This window comes from Rhizobium sp. BK650 (genome assembly GCF_014195325.1).
GTDB lineage: Bacteria > Pseudomonadota > Alphaproteobacteria > Rhizobiales > Rhizobiaceae > Rhizobium.
The window spans coordinates 166,861-182,071 of sequence record NZ_JACIBK010000001.1 but is presented as its reverse complement, the minus strand read 5'-3'; the positions used below and the strand labels follow the sequence as shown (position 1 = coordinate 182,071).

At 59.9% G+C, this 15,211-nt stretch carries 19 protein-coding genes; 2 read left to right on the top strand and 17 right to left on the bottom strand.

What is annotated here, in order from left to right:
- Nucleotides 1–5: 5 nt before the first annotated feature.
- Nucleotides 6–1,067, bottom strand: a complete 1,062-nt coding sequence (locus tag FHX15_RS00855) for a LacI family DNA-binding transcriptional regulator (protein WP_184392833.1) — start codon at nt 1,065–1,067, stop codon at nt 6–8.
- 153 nt (nt 1,068–1,220) lie between these two features.
- On the opposite strand from FHX15_RS00855, the gene FHX15_RS00850 reads away from it, so the two are divergent.
- Both FHX15_RS00850 and FHX15_RS00845 read left to right on the top strand, forming a co-directional pair.
- Entirely contained in the window at nt 1,221–1,415 is a 195-nt protein-coding gene (locus FHX15_RS00850; RefSeq protein ID WP_184392831.1) for a hypothetical protein, read from the top strand.
- 115 nt (nt 1,416–1,530) lie between these two features.
- The gene (locus FHX15_RS00845; RefSeq protein WP_184392829.1) at nt 1,531–2,217 is read left to right on the top strand and encodes a Crp/Fnr family transcriptional regulator; all 687 of its coding nucleotides are present in this window, start codon (nt 1,531–1,533) and stop codon (nt 2,215–2,217) included.
- Between the two features lie 3 nt (nt 2,218–2,220).
- On the opposite strand, the gene ureG is transcribed toward FHX15_RS00845, so the two are convergent.
- The 16 genes from ureG to urtB form a co-directional block, all read right to left on the bottom strand.
- A complete protein-coding gene (ureG, locus tag FHX15_RS00840) occupies nt 2,221–2,832 on the bottom strand; it encodes an urease accessory protein UreG (protein ID WP_184392827.1) in 612 nt (203 codons plus the stop codon).
- Between the two features lie 87 nt (nt 2,833–2,919).
- Nucleotides 2,920–3,591: an urease accessory protein UreF gene (locus FHX15_RS00835; protein WP_184392825.1), complete on the bottom strand. Its 672-nt coding sequence runs from the start codon at nt 3,589–3,591 to the stop codon at nt 2,920–2,922.
- 6 nt (nt 3,592–3,597) lie between these two features.
- Entirely contained in the window at nt 3,598–4,173 is a 576-nt protein-coding gene (gene ureE / locus FHX15_RS00830) for an urease accessory protein UreE (protein ID WP_184392824.1), read from the bottom strand.
- Between the two features lie 85 nt (nt 4,174–4,258).
- Nucleotides 4,259–5,122: a GGDEF domain-containing protein gene (locus FHX15_RS00825; RefSeq protein ID WP_184392823.1), complete on the bottom strand. Its 864-nt coding sequence runs from the start codon at nt 5,120–5,122 to the stop codon at nt 4,259–4,261.
- Between the two features lie 407 nt (nt 5,123–5,529).
- Nucleotides 5,530–6,204, bottom strand: a complete 675-nt coding sequence (locus tag FHX15_RS00820) for a TIGR02117 family protein (RefSeq protein WP_184393970.1) — start codon at nt 6,202–6,204, stop codon at nt 5,530–5,532.
- Between the two features lie 22 nt (nt 6,205–6,226).
- Nucleotides 6,227–7,939, bottom strand: coding sequence for an urease subunit alpha (gene ureC, locus FHX15_RS00815; RefSeq protein WP_184392822.1), 1,713 nt, complete (start codon nt 7,937–7,939; stop codon nt 6,227–6,229).
- 3 nt (nt 7,940–7,942) lie between these two features.
- On the bottom strand, nt 7,943–8,566 hold the full coding sequence (locus FHX15_RS00810; protein ID WP_184392821.1) for a Urease operon accessory protein: 624 nt from the start codon (nt 8,564–8,566) through the stop codon (nt 7,943–7,945).
- A 16-nt stretch (nt 8,567–8,582) separates the two neighbouring features.
- Nucleotides 8,583–8,993 (bottom strand): lysozyme inhibitor LprI family protein, encoded by a 411-nt coding sequence (locus tag FHX15_RS00805; RefSeq protein ID WP_184392820.1) that lies wholly within the window; start codon nt 8,991–8,993, stop codon nt 8,583–8,585.
- A gap of 27 nt (nt 8,994–9,020) precedes the next feature.
- A complete protein-coding gene (locus tag FHX15_RS00800; RefSeq protein ID WP_184392819.1) occupies nt 9,021–9,326 on the bottom strand; it encodes an urease subunit beta in 306 nt (101 codons plus the stop codon).
- Nucleotides 9,323–9,586 (bottom strand): DUF1272 domain-containing protein, encoded by a 264-nt coding sequence (locus FHX15_RS00795; RefSeq protein WP_184392818.1) that lies wholly within the window; start codon nt 9,584–9,586, stop codon nt 9,323–9,325. Before FHX15_RS00795 ends, FHX15_RS00800 begins: the two co-directional genes overlap by 4 nt.
- Nucleotides 9,587–9,598: 12 nt before the next feature.
- Nucleotides 9,599–9,901, bottom strand: coding sequence for an urease subunit gamma (locus FHX15_RS00790; RefSeq protein WP_184392816.1), 303 nt, complete (start codon nt 9,899–9,901; stop codon nt 9,599–9,601).
- Nucleotides 9,902–9,921: 20 nt separating this feature from the next.
- Nucleotides 9,922–10,746 carry an urease accessory protein UreD gene (locus tag FHX15_RS00785; protein WP_184392815.1) on the bottom strand — a complete coding sequence of 275 codons (825 nt, stop codon included), beginning with the start codon at nt 10,744–10,746 and terminating at the stop codon, nt 9,922–9,924.
- 176 nt (nt 10,747–10,922) lie between these two features.
- A complete protein-coding gene (gene urtE / locus FHX15_RS00780) occupies nt 10,923–11,618 on the bottom strand; it encodes an urea ABC transporter ATP-binding subunit UrtE (protein WP_184392814.1) in 696 nt (231 codons plus the stop codon).
- Between the two features lies 1 nt (nt 11,619).
- Nucleotides 11,620–12,375: an urea ABC transporter ATP-binding protein UrtD gene (urtD, locus tag FHX15_RS00775; RefSeq protein WP_184392813.1), complete on the bottom strand. Its 756-nt coding sequence runs from the start codon at nt 12,373–12,375 to the stop codon at nt 11,620–11,622.
- A 4-nt stretch (nt 12,376–12,379) separates the two neighbouring features.
- Entirely contained in the window at nt 12,380–13,543 is a 1,164-nt protein-coding gene (gene urtC, locus FHX15_RS00770; RefSeq protein WP_184392811.1) for an urea ABC transporter permease subunit UrtC, read from the bottom strand.
- The gene (gene urtB, locus FHX15_RS00765) at nt 13,540–15,159 is read right to left on the bottom strand and encodes an urea ABC transporter permease subunit UrtB (RefSeq protein WP_184392809.1); all 1,620 of its coding nucleotides are present in this window, start codon (nt 15,157–15,159) and stop codon (nt 13,540–13,542) included. The genes urtC and urtB overlap by 4 nt, the downstream gene beginning before the upstream one ends.
- Nucleotides 15,160–15,211 lie beyond the last annotated feature (52 nt).

Here is a 15,211-nt window from a genome sequence, read left to right as displayed (position 1 = left end):
TCGATTTAGTCCGCTCGCGGCGGCGCCGTGCTGTCTCTTACGACAAGTTCGAGATCGAGCGCCTCGTGATTTTCAGGCAATGCATTTTCGAGGATCGCCGTCACCGAACGCCGTGCAATCTCCGCAAAGGGCTGTGCGACGGTGGTCAGGCGCGGCAGCGAGGTCGCCGCTTCCGGCACGCCGTCGAAGCCGATGATGGATACGTCTTCCGGCACTTTCAGTCCACGTTCAGTCAGCCACTGCATGGCATAAATCGCAACCTTGTCCGACATCGCAAGGATAGCCGTCGGTGGCGTGTCTGAGGAGAAGAGCGCCTCCATTGCCCTCAGCGTACTCGGCCTGTCATGCAACGTCCCCTCTATGGGAACCGCCTCGCGGGAGAGACCATATTCCGCCAGTGCCTGCCAATAACCGTGTATGCGGTCACGCGGGGTGGCATCCATTTCTTGATCGACACGCTCGGGCGCTATCTGGCCGACAAGGCCGTCCACGTCACCGATAGACAGGATCGCGATGTTCCGATGCCCGAGTTCCAGCAGATGCCGCGCAGCCGCCGCCGCTCCGCAGATATTATCGATACCGAGTGCCGGTATGGTCTCGTCCTCGATCCCGAGCGCGAGCGCGATGAACGGCAACTGACGCTGACGGGTGAGTTCGACCAGCCTCTCCCCGCCCTCCACGCAGAGCAGGATGAAACCATCGACCAGCGCGCTATTGATGTTCCAGGCAAGCCGCTCCTCGTTCATCGCCGATACGACGGCAATGCCGGTGCCGCTGGCATCGCAGACCTCGCCGATTGCGGTCATCAACGTGCGCGCCCAGGGATCGTCGAAGAAATAAGTGAGCGGTTCGACAGCCGCGACACCGATCGCGTTCACCCGCCCTGCCCTCAGCAGTCGGCCCTTGATATCAGGCCCACCATAACCGAGGTCTCTGGCGACCTTGAGAACCCTCTCGCGCACTTCCTCTCGAACAACTTCAGGGCGGCTGAAGACATTCGACGCCGTGCCCTGCGATACGCCTGCCGCCCTGGCGACATCAGCCAACCTCACGTTCCCTCTAACCAAAGCTGCTCCTTGAAGATCTGGAACTTCACTCACTCTAGCAAAAGATTGTATCGGTTCAAAAGAAACTTGACATCCGCAGTGGTTGGGACAAACTTGAATCGGTTCAATACATGCGCGTTTATTTTGAATCGATTCAAAATAAGGAGTGAAGCGATGATCCCCATCAGTTCGCTATTCAGAGATCTCTATGAAGACCGCTGGGGCGACCCACGCGACAACAGGCCTGCGGTGGAGACCGAGCGCGGTAAGCACCTGTTCGTTTTCCTGCCTTTTGTGCTCCGGTTCATCAGCGCGCGCAAACGCCCGAACGCCTGGTCGTTCACCATTCCGACCGATTGTGGGCCTTGATAAGCACGCATAACCGCGGCGTTTGATCAAAATCAATTCCTCCGCGCTTCACCTCCCCTATTCTCGGCATCGTCAGGGGAAATTGGCGGGAATGGCCGCCGCGGGAGGCCGGAGCATGAACAGGATGCTGACGCCCAGCAACCGTGAGCGGGCACTGCTTTCCAGCGCCGGAATATTTGCAGATCTGGAGAACGCAGAAACCGAAGCACTGCGTGGCTGTTCCACCGTGATGACTTGCGCTCCGCACGAAATTCTCTTCCAGGAAGGCGAGCCGGGCGTCTATTTCTACAGCTTGCTGGAGGGCTACGTCCGGCTCTTTCGTCTGAACGAACGAGGGCAAGAGGCAGACATCCGCATCTGCGAGCCGCGCGACACGTTCGCAGAATGTCTTATCGAGGCCGGCGGTACCTATCGCTACGGCGCCCAATCGATGGACAACACGGTGCTCGCCCGCTTCCACGTCGGTAAAGTGCGCGCGCTCCTGGCCGAGTACCCGCGGATCGGAGCAGCGATCCTGCGCAGCCTGTCGCTGCATCTGCTGTCGACAATAGAATGCCTAGCCAACGACCGCATGCAGACGGCACCGCAGCGCGTGGCCCACTATCTTCTCGCGCATTGTGTCGAGGAAGAGCCAGCAACGGCGTCGCTGCAGCTACCCTTCCCGAAGAACCTGCTCGCCCGAAAGCTCGGCCTGGCACCGGAGGCATTATCTCGTGCCTTCTCGACGCTCAAATCGGCAGGCGTAACCGTGCACGGCCGCCTTATCGCCATCAGCGATGTCAATGCGCTGAGAAAGATCTGAGCCTCAGAGACCGCCCTGCACCCGCAAAAAGTCGACGATCGAACTGATCCCGTCGCCGCGCTTCATGTCGGAGAAGACGAAGGGGCGGGTCGCCCGCATGCGCGCCGCATCCCGGTCCATCACTTCGAGGTCAGCGCCGACATAAGGCGCCAGATCCTTCTTGTTGATCACCAGAAGGTCCGATCGGGTAATACCCGGCCCACCCTTGCGCGGAATTTCCTCGCCCTGGCAGACCGAGATCACGTAGATGGTGATATCGGCGAGGTCAGGCGAGAAGGTCGCGGCCAGATTGTCGCCGCCGGATTCGATGAAGACGACGTCGAGATCGGGAATGCGCTCGTTGAGACCCGCGATAGCCTGCAGGTTGATCGTCGCATCCTCACGGATGGCGGTATGCGGGCAACCGCCCGTCTCCACCCCGACGATGCGATCCGAAGGCAGCGCCTGCATACGCACCAGCGCCTCAGCATCCTCGGTCGTGTAGATGTCATTGGTCACGACGGCGACGGAATAGTCGTCGCGCATCGCCTTGCAGAGCTTCTCGGTCAGCGCCGTCTTGCCCGAGCCGACTGGCCCGCCGATACCAACACGCAAGGGTCCGTTTCTTGATTTCATATGTCCCACTCCAATCGAAATCAGATGATAACAAAGCGCCGGCTTCCCGCCACCGTCAAATGACGCAGATGCGCGGATAAGCGGCACCTACGAACGGAAGAGCCGCGTCTGCTGCGTCTCGTGACGAAGCCCGGCAATATCTGCCTGAACCGTCGCCGAACCAAGGTCGTCGAGGCCGGAGCGAGCTGCACGCGCGGCTACGTCGATCATATGCTCTTCCAGCCCGGAGAGGATGGCGAGGCCGTCCTTCTGCCCTGCGACACCGAGCCGGATACCGGCAGAGACCGCCTGCGAGAGATAGGCGTGCAGAAACGCGGCGAGCGCTTTCTCAAGTCCTATCCCATGCGCACCTGTTACTGCGCCGACGGCAACTGGATAGGAGGCCTTTTTCGGCAGCCGGCCGAACACATCGTCCGGCCAGGCTTGTGCAGCCGTAAGGAAGGCTTCCCCAAGCAACATTGTCTCCTGATGCCGCTCACGTGAACCGGCAAGCGCTGCAGCGAGTTCGGCAAGTTCCGCAAGGCGAGCGGCGTCAGCATGGCTCCGATGGCCCTCGGCAAAAAGCACTGCATCGTTCCAGACAGAGCCCTTACCCGTCAGCGTCTCCAGCCAGCACCGCAGCATGCCCGAATCCCGCACAAGTCCATCCGCCACCGCTCGCTCCAGACCGCCGGAATAGGCAAAGGAGCCGATGGGAAAAGCTGGCGATAACCATGCCGTCAGGCGCAGCAGAGCCTGGAGCTCACGATCCTGATGCATCAGGCGTCAATCGTGCTTGTGATGATGGCGGTGGTCGTGTCCATGGTCATGGTCATGGTCGGGATGATCGTGCCCATGTTCATGATCATGCCCGTGATTATGATGCTCGTGGCCATGATCGCCATGATCATGCCCGTGCGAATGCCCGCCATGGGAATGATAGGCGCCGCGAGCCGGCTGGAAGGGCTCGTTGATATCAAGCACCATCGCCCCTAGCCCCTGCAGCATGGTGCGGATGACGTGATCGCGCAGGATCAGGATGCGATCTTCTTCAATCTGCGCCGAGAGATGGCGATTGCCGAGATGCCAGGCGAGCTCGATCAGATGGGCGCGGTCACGACCGCGAATTTCGAACAGCTTCTCGTCGGCGGCGAGTATTTCGATCAGTTCGCCGTCTTCGCGCACCAGCATGTCGCCATTGGCAAAAAGCACCGGCTCTTTGAGATCGAGCATCACCATCTCCCCGTTCTCCAGATGCAGGAGCTTGCGGCGCAGGTGCCGCAGATCATGCGGCAGTTTGACCTGTGCGGTCGGGTGAGACGAAGGGGTGCCGGCGGGGAGATAAGATGTGACGCGCTGCATGACATATCCGTTAGAATTGGACCTAGACCATGCAAAATAGCCCTTCGCGATGCAAGCACCAATGCACGTTTCGTGAATGACGGACCTAAGTGCCCGATGCCTGCAACCGGCCCACCTCCTCAGGCCCGATACCCTGCACACCAATGCCGTTTTCGACGAGCCCATGCCAGGCGTGGTTCAGTCCCTCCCGCTCATGGACGACTCGATTACGGCCAAGCGCCTTGGCGAGATAGAGCGCCTTGTCGGCAGAAGCATAGACCGCCTCCTTGTCGCGCCCCTCATGAAGATCGGCAATGCCGCCTGATATCGTGATAGTGACATCATGCCCATCCGCCGGAATCGGCCGCGCGGCAATCTGTGCCCTCACCCTTTCGATGCGCGCCACTCGCTCCTGCGGCGTCCCGCCCTGGACGATAACACCGAACTCCTCGCCCCCGAGCCGTGCCACGACCGAAGCGCCATCGAAAGCCCCAGAAAGCATGGCCGAGACGGCTGTAATGACCGCATCCCCACAGCCATGGCCGAAACGGTCGTTGATCGCCTTGAAACGATCGACATCGAAAATGGCGAGACAGGCGTCGCTCTCCACTCTCTCCAGGGCATCAGTGAAAGCGCGCCGATTCAGCAGCCCTGACAACGTATCAGTGCGGCTGAGTTTTTCGAACTTGGCACGGGAGACGGTTAGGTCATGAATGGCAAAGCCGGCAACGAGCGACAATATGCCGGACACCATTCCGCCGATCAACCAGGAGAGGATGATGGCAAAGATCATGGCATGCCTGAGGGTGATCGGCAGCACTCCCATGAAGTTAAGCGGGGGCAGCGTTATCACGATGATGAAGCCGGACAGAATGACCGCCAGAAAACTCATCTTAAGCGCGAAAGTATAAACGGTTCTGCGATGCTCGAAACTGCCGAGCTCAGCCTGAAGCGATATCCAGTTTTCCATGAGAATCGGCCTTCCTGCTCAGCGTTTCCAAGTCATAGATAGGGTTGCAATTGCTGCGGAGGTCTTAATCCAATCGCTAAAATTCGAGTGAATTCAGGCGATTCAGCTATTCTCTTTTTTCTAGCAGGAGATGCAGCTTTTCGGGACAGGAATTACCATTATGGGAAATAAATATAAGAAATTGATTTTTAAGTACTTTTTTACCGCAAAACCGGGGGCTGTTTCAGAATGGTCTATATAGAGAAATCGCAGGTTATTTTCTGATTTTTACAACCTCTCGGAGAGCGATACTCAGATTTCACTTCAAGGGCTGCAATAGGGAGCAGCGTCTCAAAAAGACAAGGGTCAAAACCAAGAACAGCGCGGCATCGTCAGCAGCACCAAAGTTGAAGAACGACGGCAATACTTCAATTAAAGAGGACAAGTGAAAGTGCCAGCGTCTGCGGCAGCGGATTCCAGAAACCGGTCCGCAATCCGCCTGTCCGCAAGGCAGCGGCCGTCCATGTATTGCAGCCAATCAGTGCATTGAAATAGCCATTCGCCTCGAAGAACCTGTCATAATCTCCGTACCCCCGATCTCCGATGGGCACCACCGCACCGTCCTCGCGGATAAAACTTTCGTCAATGAATCGGAGCAATCGCTCGAACCGCTCGCTATCGACATTGAGAACACGCACGGAGGGATGGGTTTCGGAGATGCCACCGGCAACATCGACATGCATCACCGAGCTGTTGATCGTCAGCGCGCGTAGCACAGGCATCGGCTTCAGATCGCCCCAGGTCGGTGTCTCCAGGTAAAAGGACCGGCCACCCCATCCGAAGATCAGCCACCGTGCCGCGGGATCGCTCACCGGAACGCCCGCATCCTCAAGAAAGGCGAATGACGCCCGAAGCCGGTCATCAAGCGGGAGTGCGATATCCGTGTGGATCGGCCCCGAAAGCAGCAAAATGCGTTTTGAAGGCACTGCCGCCGAAGACGCTTCGGCCGCCACGAGGAGCGGTCTTGGAATGAAGGTGCCGCCGGCCATCAATAAAAGAAGCAGCGCGATTGCCCGTATCAGCCATCGCACTGCCAGCTTCACACCGCCCATAAACGAGACGGCCTCAGAACAGGAAGTAACGCTGCGCCATCGGCAACACCGTCGCCGGTTCGCAGGTCAGCAACTCGCCATTCGCCCGCACTTCATAGGTCTCGGGATCGACCTCGATTTCAGGCGTCAGATCATTGTGGATCATCGACGCCTTGGAGATGCCGCCACGGGTATTCTTGACGGCAACGAGATCCTTGGCAACGCCGAGACGCCCCTTGAGGCCGGCATCGAGCGAAGCCTGAGACACGAAGGTGACCGAGGAATTCGTCAGGCTCTTGCCGAAGGAGGCAAACATCGGACGGTAGTGCACCGGCTGCGGCGTCGGAATTGAGGCGTTCGGATCGCCCATCGGTGCTGCTGCAATGGAGCCTCCAAGCAGCACCATATCCGGCTTCACGCCGAAGAAGGCCGGGTTCCATAGGACGAGATCGGCGCGTTTGCCGACTTCGATCGAGCCGATCTCATGTGACAAGCCGTGCGCAATTGCCGGGTTGATCGTGTATTTGGCGACATAGCGGCGGACACGGAAATTGTCGTTGTCGCCCTTTTCTTCCTTCAGGCGGCCGCGCTGTCGCTTCATCTTGTCAGCCGTTTGCCAGGTGCGGATCAGCACTTCGCCGACACGGCCCATGGCCTGGCTGTCCGAGGAGATGATTGAGAAGGCGCCGATATCGTGCAGGATGTCTTCCGCCGCGATGGTCTCCTTGCGGATACGGCTTTCGGCGAAAGCAATATCTTCGGGGATCGACGGCGACAGGTGATGGCAGACCATCAGCATATCCAGATGCTCGGCAATCGTATTGACCGTATAGGGCCGAGTCGGGTTGGTGGACGAGGGAATGACGTTCGGCTGGCCGCAGATTTTGATGATATCGGGCGCGTGACCGCCACCCGCACCCTCCGTATGGAAGGCATGGATGGTGCGGCCCTTGATGGCACCGATCGTATCTTCCACGAAGCCGCTTTCGTTCAGCGTATCCGTATGGATCATCACCTGCACGTCATATTCGTCGGCAACCGAGAGGCAGCAGTCGATGGCGCCGGGCGTCGTGCCCCAGTCTTCATGCAGCTTCAGCGACGTGGCGCCGGCCAGCACCATTTCCTGCAGCGCACTCGGTAGCGACGCATTGCCCTTGCCGGCAAAGGCAAGGTTCATCGGGAAGGCATCGGCAGCCTCGATCATCCGCGCAATATGCCAGGGACCGGGCGTGCAGGTCGTCGCAAGCGTCCCATGCGCCGGTCCGGTGCCGCCGCCGAGCATGCAGGTGAGCCCGCTCATCAGCGCTTCCTCGATCTGCTGCGGAGCGATAAAGTGGATATGGCTGTCCATACCACCGGCCGTCACGATCTTGCCTTCGCCGGCAATCGCTTCCGTGCCCGGACCGACAATGATGTTGACGCCCGGCTGCATGTCCGGATTGCCCGCCTTGCCGATTGCCGCGATGCGTCCGTCCTTCAGGCCGATATCGGCCTTGTAGATGCCGGTATGGTCGATGACGACCGCATTGGTGATGATGGTATCGACTGCCCCGCCCGCCCGCGTCACCTGGCTCTGGCCCATGCCGTCGCGGATGACCTTCCCGCCGCCGAACTTCACCTCTTCGCCATAGGTGGTGAAGTCCTTTTCGATCTCGATGAAAAGCTCCGTATCGGCAAGGCGCACCTTGTCGCCGGTGGTCGGACCGAACATACCGGCATAAGCGGCGCGGGAAATCTTGTAGGGCATCTATCAGGCTCCTTGGGAGGAAGAGACGAGCGGTTTTCCGGCAAGCCGTCTGAGACGGCCCGCCGCTATATAGGAGTCGACGAGTTGCTTCTCGGCGGCGAAGGGATGCCACTCCCAGCCCACATGGCCGAAGCCCGCGAGCGTCACGTCGTCGTCGGGAAATCTGTCGAGCACTTCGCCGATCACGATCATGCCGCTGCTCGGCACGACATAAGGCGCCGGTGAGAAAGCGGAGAGCGCCTGATCGACACCTTCGTGAATCCGTTTGTCAACGACCCGATGCACCTTGCCAGCTTCCCCGCAGAAGTCGCTGAACTGGTCAGTATAATCGTCACAGAAATCATCGAGTTCCGGATGTGAAACGGCAAGCGGACCGCGCAGTGACGCGAATTTTTCAGGGTCGCGCACACTCCAGATTTCCGAAGCTTCGAGAGTAGCTGGATGGGCCCGCCAGCTTGCCGAACCGATCATCGCCTTGCCCGGCCGGCCGGTATTGCACACGGCAACCACATCGGTCCGCGTACCACCGGCACCATAGGAACGGCATTCGTTGAAGCGTATGACGAAGTCGGCAGCATCGATGATCTCTGCCCCTCCTTCTTCCACTGCGCCGTTGCCAACGATCATGATTGTCCTGCCCACCTTACTGGCCCATCCCGTCGGCGAGTTCCTTGAGCTCCTTGGTCCTGAGATCGGTCAGGTCGGCAAGGCAGCCTGCAACCAGCATGCGCTCCATCGTGCCGCCGCGCGCCTGGAAGCCATAGTTGTCGCACTGAGCGTCGCGATAAGCAATCCAGGCGCGCTGAGCCTTCAGCAGCGCCTGCTCGGCGCCCTTCATGTCGCCATCGAGATCCTTGTCGATCGCGACCATAGCGGTGCGCGTCAGCTTGTACTGGGCATTGAGGCTCTTGTCGGCCTTGTCATAACGCGCCTGCGCGCAACTGGTCATGTCTGCCTGCGTCTGCGCGTTCTCGCAGTCCACGTCTTCGGCATGGGCAGCGCCGACAGCCAGCAGCATAAGCAACCCGCCCATGAGCCCGATCTTCAAGCGCATGAATTTCCTCCCGTCATTTTCTTTTCTTTAAAGCCGCCCCATGACCAGTTGGCGAAAGCCATAGACTTCACGCTTGCCGGAGAGCGGTATGAGTGTCACCGAACGGGTCTGACCCGGCTCGAAGCGGACCGCCGTACCCGCGGGAATATCGAGCCGCATGCCGTGCGCCTTTTCGCGATCGAAAGACAGGCCGGCATTGGTTTCGGCAAAATGATAGTGGCTGCCGACCTGCACGGGACGGTCACCCGTATTGGAAACCTCGATCGTCAGGGTCGGCGCACCGGCATTGAGCTCGATCTCGCCATCAGCGGCAATGATTTCGCCAGGGATCATCTGTTTCTCCTAGCCGCCTTGGGCGCGCAGCCCTCGGCCTTCAGAACACGCTTCGTCGAAGCCGGATATTTCTCGAGCTTCGACGCTGGCCGGATCGGCCGGGGGGCAAAATTGCCGCCGCAATTCGGGCACTCACCCTTGAGCACGTCGGCGATGCAATCGGCACAGAATGTGCATTCGAAGGTGCAGATCATCGCTTCTGCGCTGTCGGGCGGCAGGTCCTTGTCGCAGCATTCACAATTGGGTCGAAGGTCCAGCATATGGCTCGCTCCTCAGCGGACGGGTTCGTGCACGGTCACAAGCTTCGTTCCGTCAGGAAATGTCGCCTCCACCTGCACGTCGTGGATCATTTCGGCAATACCTTCCATCACCTGGTCTCGACTAATTACGTGGGCGCCGGCCTCCATCAATTCGGCGACCGGGCGGCCATCACGCGCGCCTTCGACGACGAAATCGGTAATGAGGGCGATCGCTTCCGGATGGTTCAGCTTGACGCCGCGCTCCAGCCGCCTACGCGCCACCATCGCGGCCATGGAAATCAACAGCTTGTCTTTTTCTCTCGGAGTGAGGTTCATCGTCTACCTGCTAGTTGAACTCATAGATTCCAGACTTTCGGCACAGGCGCTCCATTGCGCAAGGCGGAAATCACCGGGATCAGGATTTTTCTCAGCGCAAAGCCATCGGCTGCTGCAAGACGCACGACGATCTTGTCGCTCCAGGCGCTCGCCCCGCCCATATGTCCCTCTACCAGCGGACGCACCTTGGCGAGATAGGCTTCCGACATCGGTCCGGCATAGAGAACCGTCGCAAAGGCCACTTGCCCGCCAAGCACCGCCTGCTCTGCCGCAAGCAGCGCCACCGCATCGGACAAGCGGAGCTCTTCCGCGTGGATCAAACGGCCCGACCGGCGGATGCGCCAGCGATCGCGAAAGAGCCCCGTCTCCATCATTTCGCCCATCGCCGTGCGGCCGAGCAGGATGGCCTCGACGGCCAGGAATTCGGCGCTGTCATCGAGATCGACGTCCAAACGGCGAAATAGCGAGGCGCGATCGAAAAGAATGGTCTCCTGCGGCAGCCAATCGACGCGGGCGCCCGGTCCGACCTCGATCTGTGTCGTCACCTCGGCCGTGCCGGCTGAAGCCTTGTAAATCTTCTCGCAGGCCTGCGTCGTCACATCGATGCGGGTGCCGGCTCCAGCAGACACGCTCCAGTTCATCCGATCGCCGCCCGTCAGCCCGCCAGCCGTATTGATGATGACAGCCTCCATCGAGGCATCGAACGTATCCGGCAGGCGAATCTTTGCAGCACCTTCCTGATAAAGCTCGCGAATTCGCGTACGTCCGTCCTGCACCTTGGCAGCAAGGCGCCCGCGTCCTTCCGCTCTCTGCGGTCTCGTGGTACCCGCCACCGCGCCTGTCATGCCACCCCCGTGCAGATGCCGCCCTGTCCGGCGTTTTGCGTTGAATGTGTCTCGTAATTGCAAGAAAGCAAGTCCCGTGCCGCGTTCCGAAACGCCCACGCCCCACGGGACATTTGGATAGCGCGGAATGCATTTGCCGCATTTTGCGGCAGATGCCAACGCGTTGGCCAAGGAGATCATACAGTCAGATGGCGGCGCGCTTCCGGCGTATCCAGCGTTTCGGCAAGGCCCTCGTGCACGATCTCGCCGCGGTCCATGATGTAGACATAATCGGCAAGCTCCCGGCAGAAATCGAGGTATTGCTCGACGAGCAGGATCGCCATGCCGGTGGAATCGCGAAGATACCGTATCGCTCGGCCGATATCCTTGATGATCGACGGCTGGATGCCTTCGGTCGGCTCGTCGAGCACGAGGATTTTCGGCCGCGTGACCATGGCGCGTCCAATCGCCAGCTGCTGCTGCTGCCCGCCCGACAGATCGCCGCCGCGACGCGATAACATCGACTTCAGCACCGGGAAGAGACTGAAGATATCGTCCGGGATGTTGCGGTCGCGGCGGCCAAGCGGAGCAAAGCCGGTTTCGAGATTCTCCTTCACCGTCAGCAGCGGAAAGATTTCGCGTCCCTGCGGCACATAGCCGACGCCCTGTTTGGCGCGAGCGAAGGGTGGCAGGCCGTTGAGCTTCGCATCGTTGAAGGTGATCGTGCCGGCAGACAGCGGATGCTGGCCGGTGACGGCGCGCAACAGCGAGCTCTTGCCCACGCCATTGCGGCCGAGCACGCAGGTGATCTTGCCCATCTCGGCCTTGATCGAGATACCGCGCAGCGCCTGGGCTGCGCCATAGTGAAGATTTGCGTTTTCGACTGTCAGCATCTCAGCGCCCCAGATAGTTCTCGATCACCTTCGGATCGTTGCTGACGAAATCAATGGATCCTTCCGCCAGCACCGAACCTTCCGCAAGACACGTTACCTTCACACCAAGATCGCGGATGAAGCCCATATCGTGCTCGACGACAACGACAGACCGCGTCTTGGCGATATCCTTGAGCAGGATCGCCGTTTCCGCCGTCTCGGCATCGGTCATGCCGGCCACCGGCTCATCCACGAGCAGAAGCTTCGGCTCCTGCGCAAGCAGCATGCCGATCTCCAGCCACTGCTTCTGACCGTGCGACAGGTTGGCTGCAAACTCATCACGGCGATGCGTCAGGCGCACCGTCTCCAGGATCTCATCGATACGATCCTTGTCCTCACCGGAAAGGCGATAGAAGAGCGTCGAAAACACCGTGCGCCGACGGTTCAATGCCAGTTCCAGATTGTCCCAGACCGTATGGCTTTCGAAGACAGTCGGCTTCTGGAATTTCCGGCCAATGCCGAGCTGTGCGATATCGGCCTCGTCCTTCTTGGTGAGATCGATCGTGCCGTTAAAGAAGACCTCGCCTTCGTCGGGCCGGGTCTTACCGGTGATGATGTCCATCATCGTCGTTTTGCCGGCGCCGTTCGGGCCGATGATCGCCCGGAGTTCGCCGGGCTCTATGACGATGGAAAGCGAGTTGAGCGCCTTGAAGCCATCGAAAGAAACCGAGACACCGCTGAGGTAGAGCACGCTGTTGGGTTTGACGTCGGGGATCATGGTTCTACTCCGCAGCCTGGATTTTTGCCTCGACGCCCTCTTCGGCCGCCGCGGGCGGCACGCCATTCGAGAGTGGCTTCCGCTTGCCAAGATACTGGGCAATCGTGCCGACAATGCCTTTGGGCAGGAACAGCGTCACGAGCACGAAGAGACCGCCGAGCGCAAACAGCCAGTAATCGGGGAAAAGGCCGGTAAAAATCGTCTTGCCGCCGTTGACGAGGATAGCGCCGATGATCGGCCCGATCAGCGTCGCCCGCCCGCCGACAGCCGTCCAGATGACGACCTCGATGGAGTTGGCCGGAGCGAATTCGCCGGGATTGATGATCCCGACCTGCGGCACATAGAGCGCGCCGGCAATGCCGGCCATCATCGCCGAGACGACGAAGGTGAAGAGCTTGAAATGCTCGACGCGGTAGCCGAGGAAGCGCGTGCGGCTTTCCGCATCGCGCACGCCGACCAGCACCTTGCCGAATTTCGAGCGCACGATGGCCGAGGCAATCATCAGTGACAGCGCCAGGAAGATCGCCGTGGCAGCAAAGAGCGCCGCACGCGTGCCGTCCGCCTGCACATTGAAGCCGAGGATATCCTTGAAATCGGTCATGCCGTTATTGCCGCCGAAGCCCATGTCGTTGCGGAAGAAGGCAAGCAGCAGCGCATAGGTCATGGCCTGCGTGATGATCGAGAGATAGACGCCGTTGACTCTGCTGCGGAAGGCGAACCAGCCGAAGACGAAGGCAAGCAGGCCCGGCACCAGCAGCACCATCAGTGCAGCAAACCAGAACTGATCAAAGCCGTGCCAGAACCAGGGCAGTTCCTTCCAGTTCAGGAAAACCATGAAATCCGGCAGGATGGGATCGCCGTAGACACCACGCGAACCGATCTGGCGCATCAGATACATGCCCATCGCATAACCGCCGAGTGCGAAGAAGGCGCCGTGGCCGAGCGAGAGAATGCCGCAGAAGCCCCAGACGAGATCAAGCGCCAGCGCCAAGAGCGCATAGGTCAGATACTTGCCGAACAGCGCCATGATATAGGTCGGCACATGCAGCGGATTGTCAGCCGAGGTCGCCAGATTGAGCACCGGCACGAGGACCGCGATCATCAGCAGGATGGCGATGGCAATGGAGATCCGGCGGTCGAGAGACCGGAGAAGGAAGGCCGTAATCATGCTTCCACCGCCCTTCCTTTGAGTGCGAAGAGTCCGCGCGGACGCTTCTGGATGAAGAGAATGATGAGGACGAGCACCAGGATCTTGCCGAGCACGGCCCCTGCAAAGGGCTCGAGGAACTTGTTGACGACACCGAGCGATAATGCGCCGACCAACGTGCCCCAGAGATTGCCGACACCGCCGAACACCACGACCATGAAGCTGTCGATGATGTAGCTCTGGCCGAGGTTCGGCGAGACGTTGTCGATCTGCGAGAGCGCCACACCCGCCATGCCGGCAATGCCGGAGCCAAGCGCGAAGGTGAAGGCATCGACCCAGCCGGTGCGGATACCCATGGACGAGGCCATGCGCCGGTTCTGGGTGACGGCACGCATCTGCAGGCCGAAGGCGGAACGCTTCAGCAGCATCAGGAGCGCCACGAAGACCGCCATCGAGAAGACGATGATCCACAGGCGGTTCCAGGTGATCGACAGACCACCAAATTCGAAAGCGCCCGACATCCAGCTCGGATTGCGCACCTCACGATTGGTCGGGCCGAAGACCGTGCGCACAGCCTGCTGCAGGATCAGCGATACGCCCCAGGTGGCCAGCAGCGTTTCCAGCGGCCGGCCGTAGAGATAGCGGATCACCACGCGCTCGATGACAAGGCCGACGAAGCCGGTGAAGATGAAAGCGGCAGGCACGGAGAAAGCCAGCGAATAATCCGCCATGCCGGGAAAATTCGCAGTGATATATTCCTGGACGACATAGGTCGTGTAGGCGCCAATCATCACCATCTCACCATGCGCCATGTTGATGACGCCCATGACGCCGAAGGTGATGGCGAGGCCAATGGCCGCAAGCAGCAGCACCGAGCCGAGGGACAGCCCGTACCAGACGTTCTGGACGATGTTCCAGAGGGCCAGGCTGCGGTTGATGTTGCTGATATGTGCCTGAATAGCAGGTTTGAGATCATCAGGCGCCGTTGCCAGTGCCGTGGTCAGGATAGTCAGCGCATCGCGGCCGCCACGTGCGGCAACCGTATCGATAGCCTGCCTCTTCTCGTCGGCGCTGACATCGCTCTTCAGCACCATGACGGCGCGGGCCGCTTCCATCGTGCTCTTGATCTCGGCGTCCTTTTCGTCTGCCAGTGCGGAATTCAGCAGATCGAGATTGGCCGGATCGGCATCCTTCAATAGCCCCTGGGCAGCCGCGAGACGGGCGCCGCGATCGGGACTCAGCAGCGTCATCTGGCTCGTCATGGTGCCGATGAGCGTGCGCAGCGAATTGTTGATCTTCACCTTCGACATCGTGTCGGGATCGATGTCGGCAACGGCTTCACCGGTGAGCGGATCGGAATAGGTCGGCTCGTCATCCGTACCGCCCTGAACGAGAACAGGACCGCCTTCATCGGAGTTCACATAGAGCAGGCCGTCGCTCAGTTGCTGCAATATCTGGCTGACATGCGCATCCTTGGAAGCGCCTAGCGCCTTGATGGCCGCTTCACGCTCCGGAAATCCGCCGACGCCGAGCGCATCCACAAGAGCGTGGACGTCGTCCTGGGCATTGAGGCCGGTCGTCAGCCCGGTCAGTGTCAAGCAGATGGTCAAAAGAAAGATCTTGATGGCGCGATACATCGGCTTTCCCGCCTAAGTCGTTGGCCTATTTGGCAATACCGCTGGGGACGAA

What these genes read in the sequence shown, in the direction of transcription:
- FHX15_RS00795 (WP_184392818.1), bottom strand. Translation starts at nt 9,586, where the DNA reads ATGCTGGACCTTCGACCCAATTGTGAATGCTGCGACAAGGACCTGCCG.
- FHX15_RS00810 (WP_184392821.1), bottom strand. Translation starts at nt 8,566, where the DNA reads ATGATCGTTGGCAACGGCGCAGTGGAAGAAGGAGGGGCAGAGATCATC.
- FHX15_RS00825 (WP_184392823.1), bottom strand. Translation starts at nt 5,122, where the DNA reads ATGGAAAACTGGATATCGCTTCAGGCTGAGCTCGGCAGTTTCGAGCAT.
- urtB (WP_184392809.1), bottom strand. Translation starts at nt 15,159, where the DNA reads ATGTATCGCGCCATCAAGATCTTTCTTTTGACCATCTGCTTGACACTG.
- urtD (WP_184392813.1), bottom strand. Translation starts at nt 12,375, where the DNA reads ATGATCCCCGACGTCAAACCCAACAGCGTGCTCTACCTCAGCGGTGTC.
- FHX15_RS00845 (WP_184392829.1), top strand. Translation starts at nt 1,531, where the DNA reads ATGAACAGGATGCTGACGCCCAGCAACCGTGAGCGGGCACTGCTTTCC.
- FHX15_RS00785 (WP_184392815.1), bottom strand. Translation starts at nt 10,746, where the DNA reads ATGACAGGCGCGGTGGCGGGTACCACGAGACCGCAGAGAGCGGAAGGA.
- FHX15_RS00835 (WP_184392825.1), bottom strand. Translation starts at nt 3,591, where the DNA reads ATGCATCAGGATCGTGAGCTCCAGGCTCTGCTGCGCCTGACGGCATGG.
- ureC (WP_184392822.1), bottom strand. Translation starts at nt 7,939, where the DNA reads ATGCCCTACAAGATTTCCCGCGCCGCTTATGCCGGTATGTTCGGTCCG.
- FHX15_RS00800 (WP_184392819.1), bottom strand. Translation starts at nt 9,326, where the DNA reads ATGATCCCTGGCGAAATCATTGCCGCTGATGGCGAGATCGAGCTCAAT.
- FHX15_RS00805 (WP_184392820.1), bottom strand. Translation starts at nt 8,993, where the DNA reads ATGCGCTTGAAGATCGGGCTCATGGGCGGGTTGCTTATGCTGCTGGCT.
- ureE (WP_184392824.1), bottom strand. Translation starts at nt 4,173, where the DNA reads ATGCAGCGCGTCACATCTTATCTCCCCGCCGGCACCCCTTCGTCTCAC.
- ureG (WP_184392827.1), bottom strand. Translation starts at nt 2,832, where the DNA reads ATGAAATCAAGAAACGGACCCTTGCGTGTTGGTATCGGCGGGCCAGTC.
- urtE (WP_184392814.1), bottom strand. Translation starts at nt 11,618, where the DNA reads ATGCTGACAGTCGAAAACGCAAATCTTCACTATGGCGCAGCCCAGGCG.
- FHX15_RS00850 (WP_184392831.1), top strand. Translation starts at nt 1,221, where the DNA reads ATGATCCCCATCAGTTCGCTATTCAGAGATCTCTATGAAGACCGCTGG.
- FHX15_RS00790 (WP_184392816.1), bottom strand. Translation starts at nt 9,901, where the DNA reads ATGAACCTCACTCCGAGAGAAAAAGACAAGCTGTTGATTTCCATGGCC.
- urtC (WP_184392811.1), bottom strand. Translation starts at nt 13,543, where the DNA reads ATGATTACGGCCTTCCTTCTCCGGTCTCTCGACCGCCGGATCTCCATT.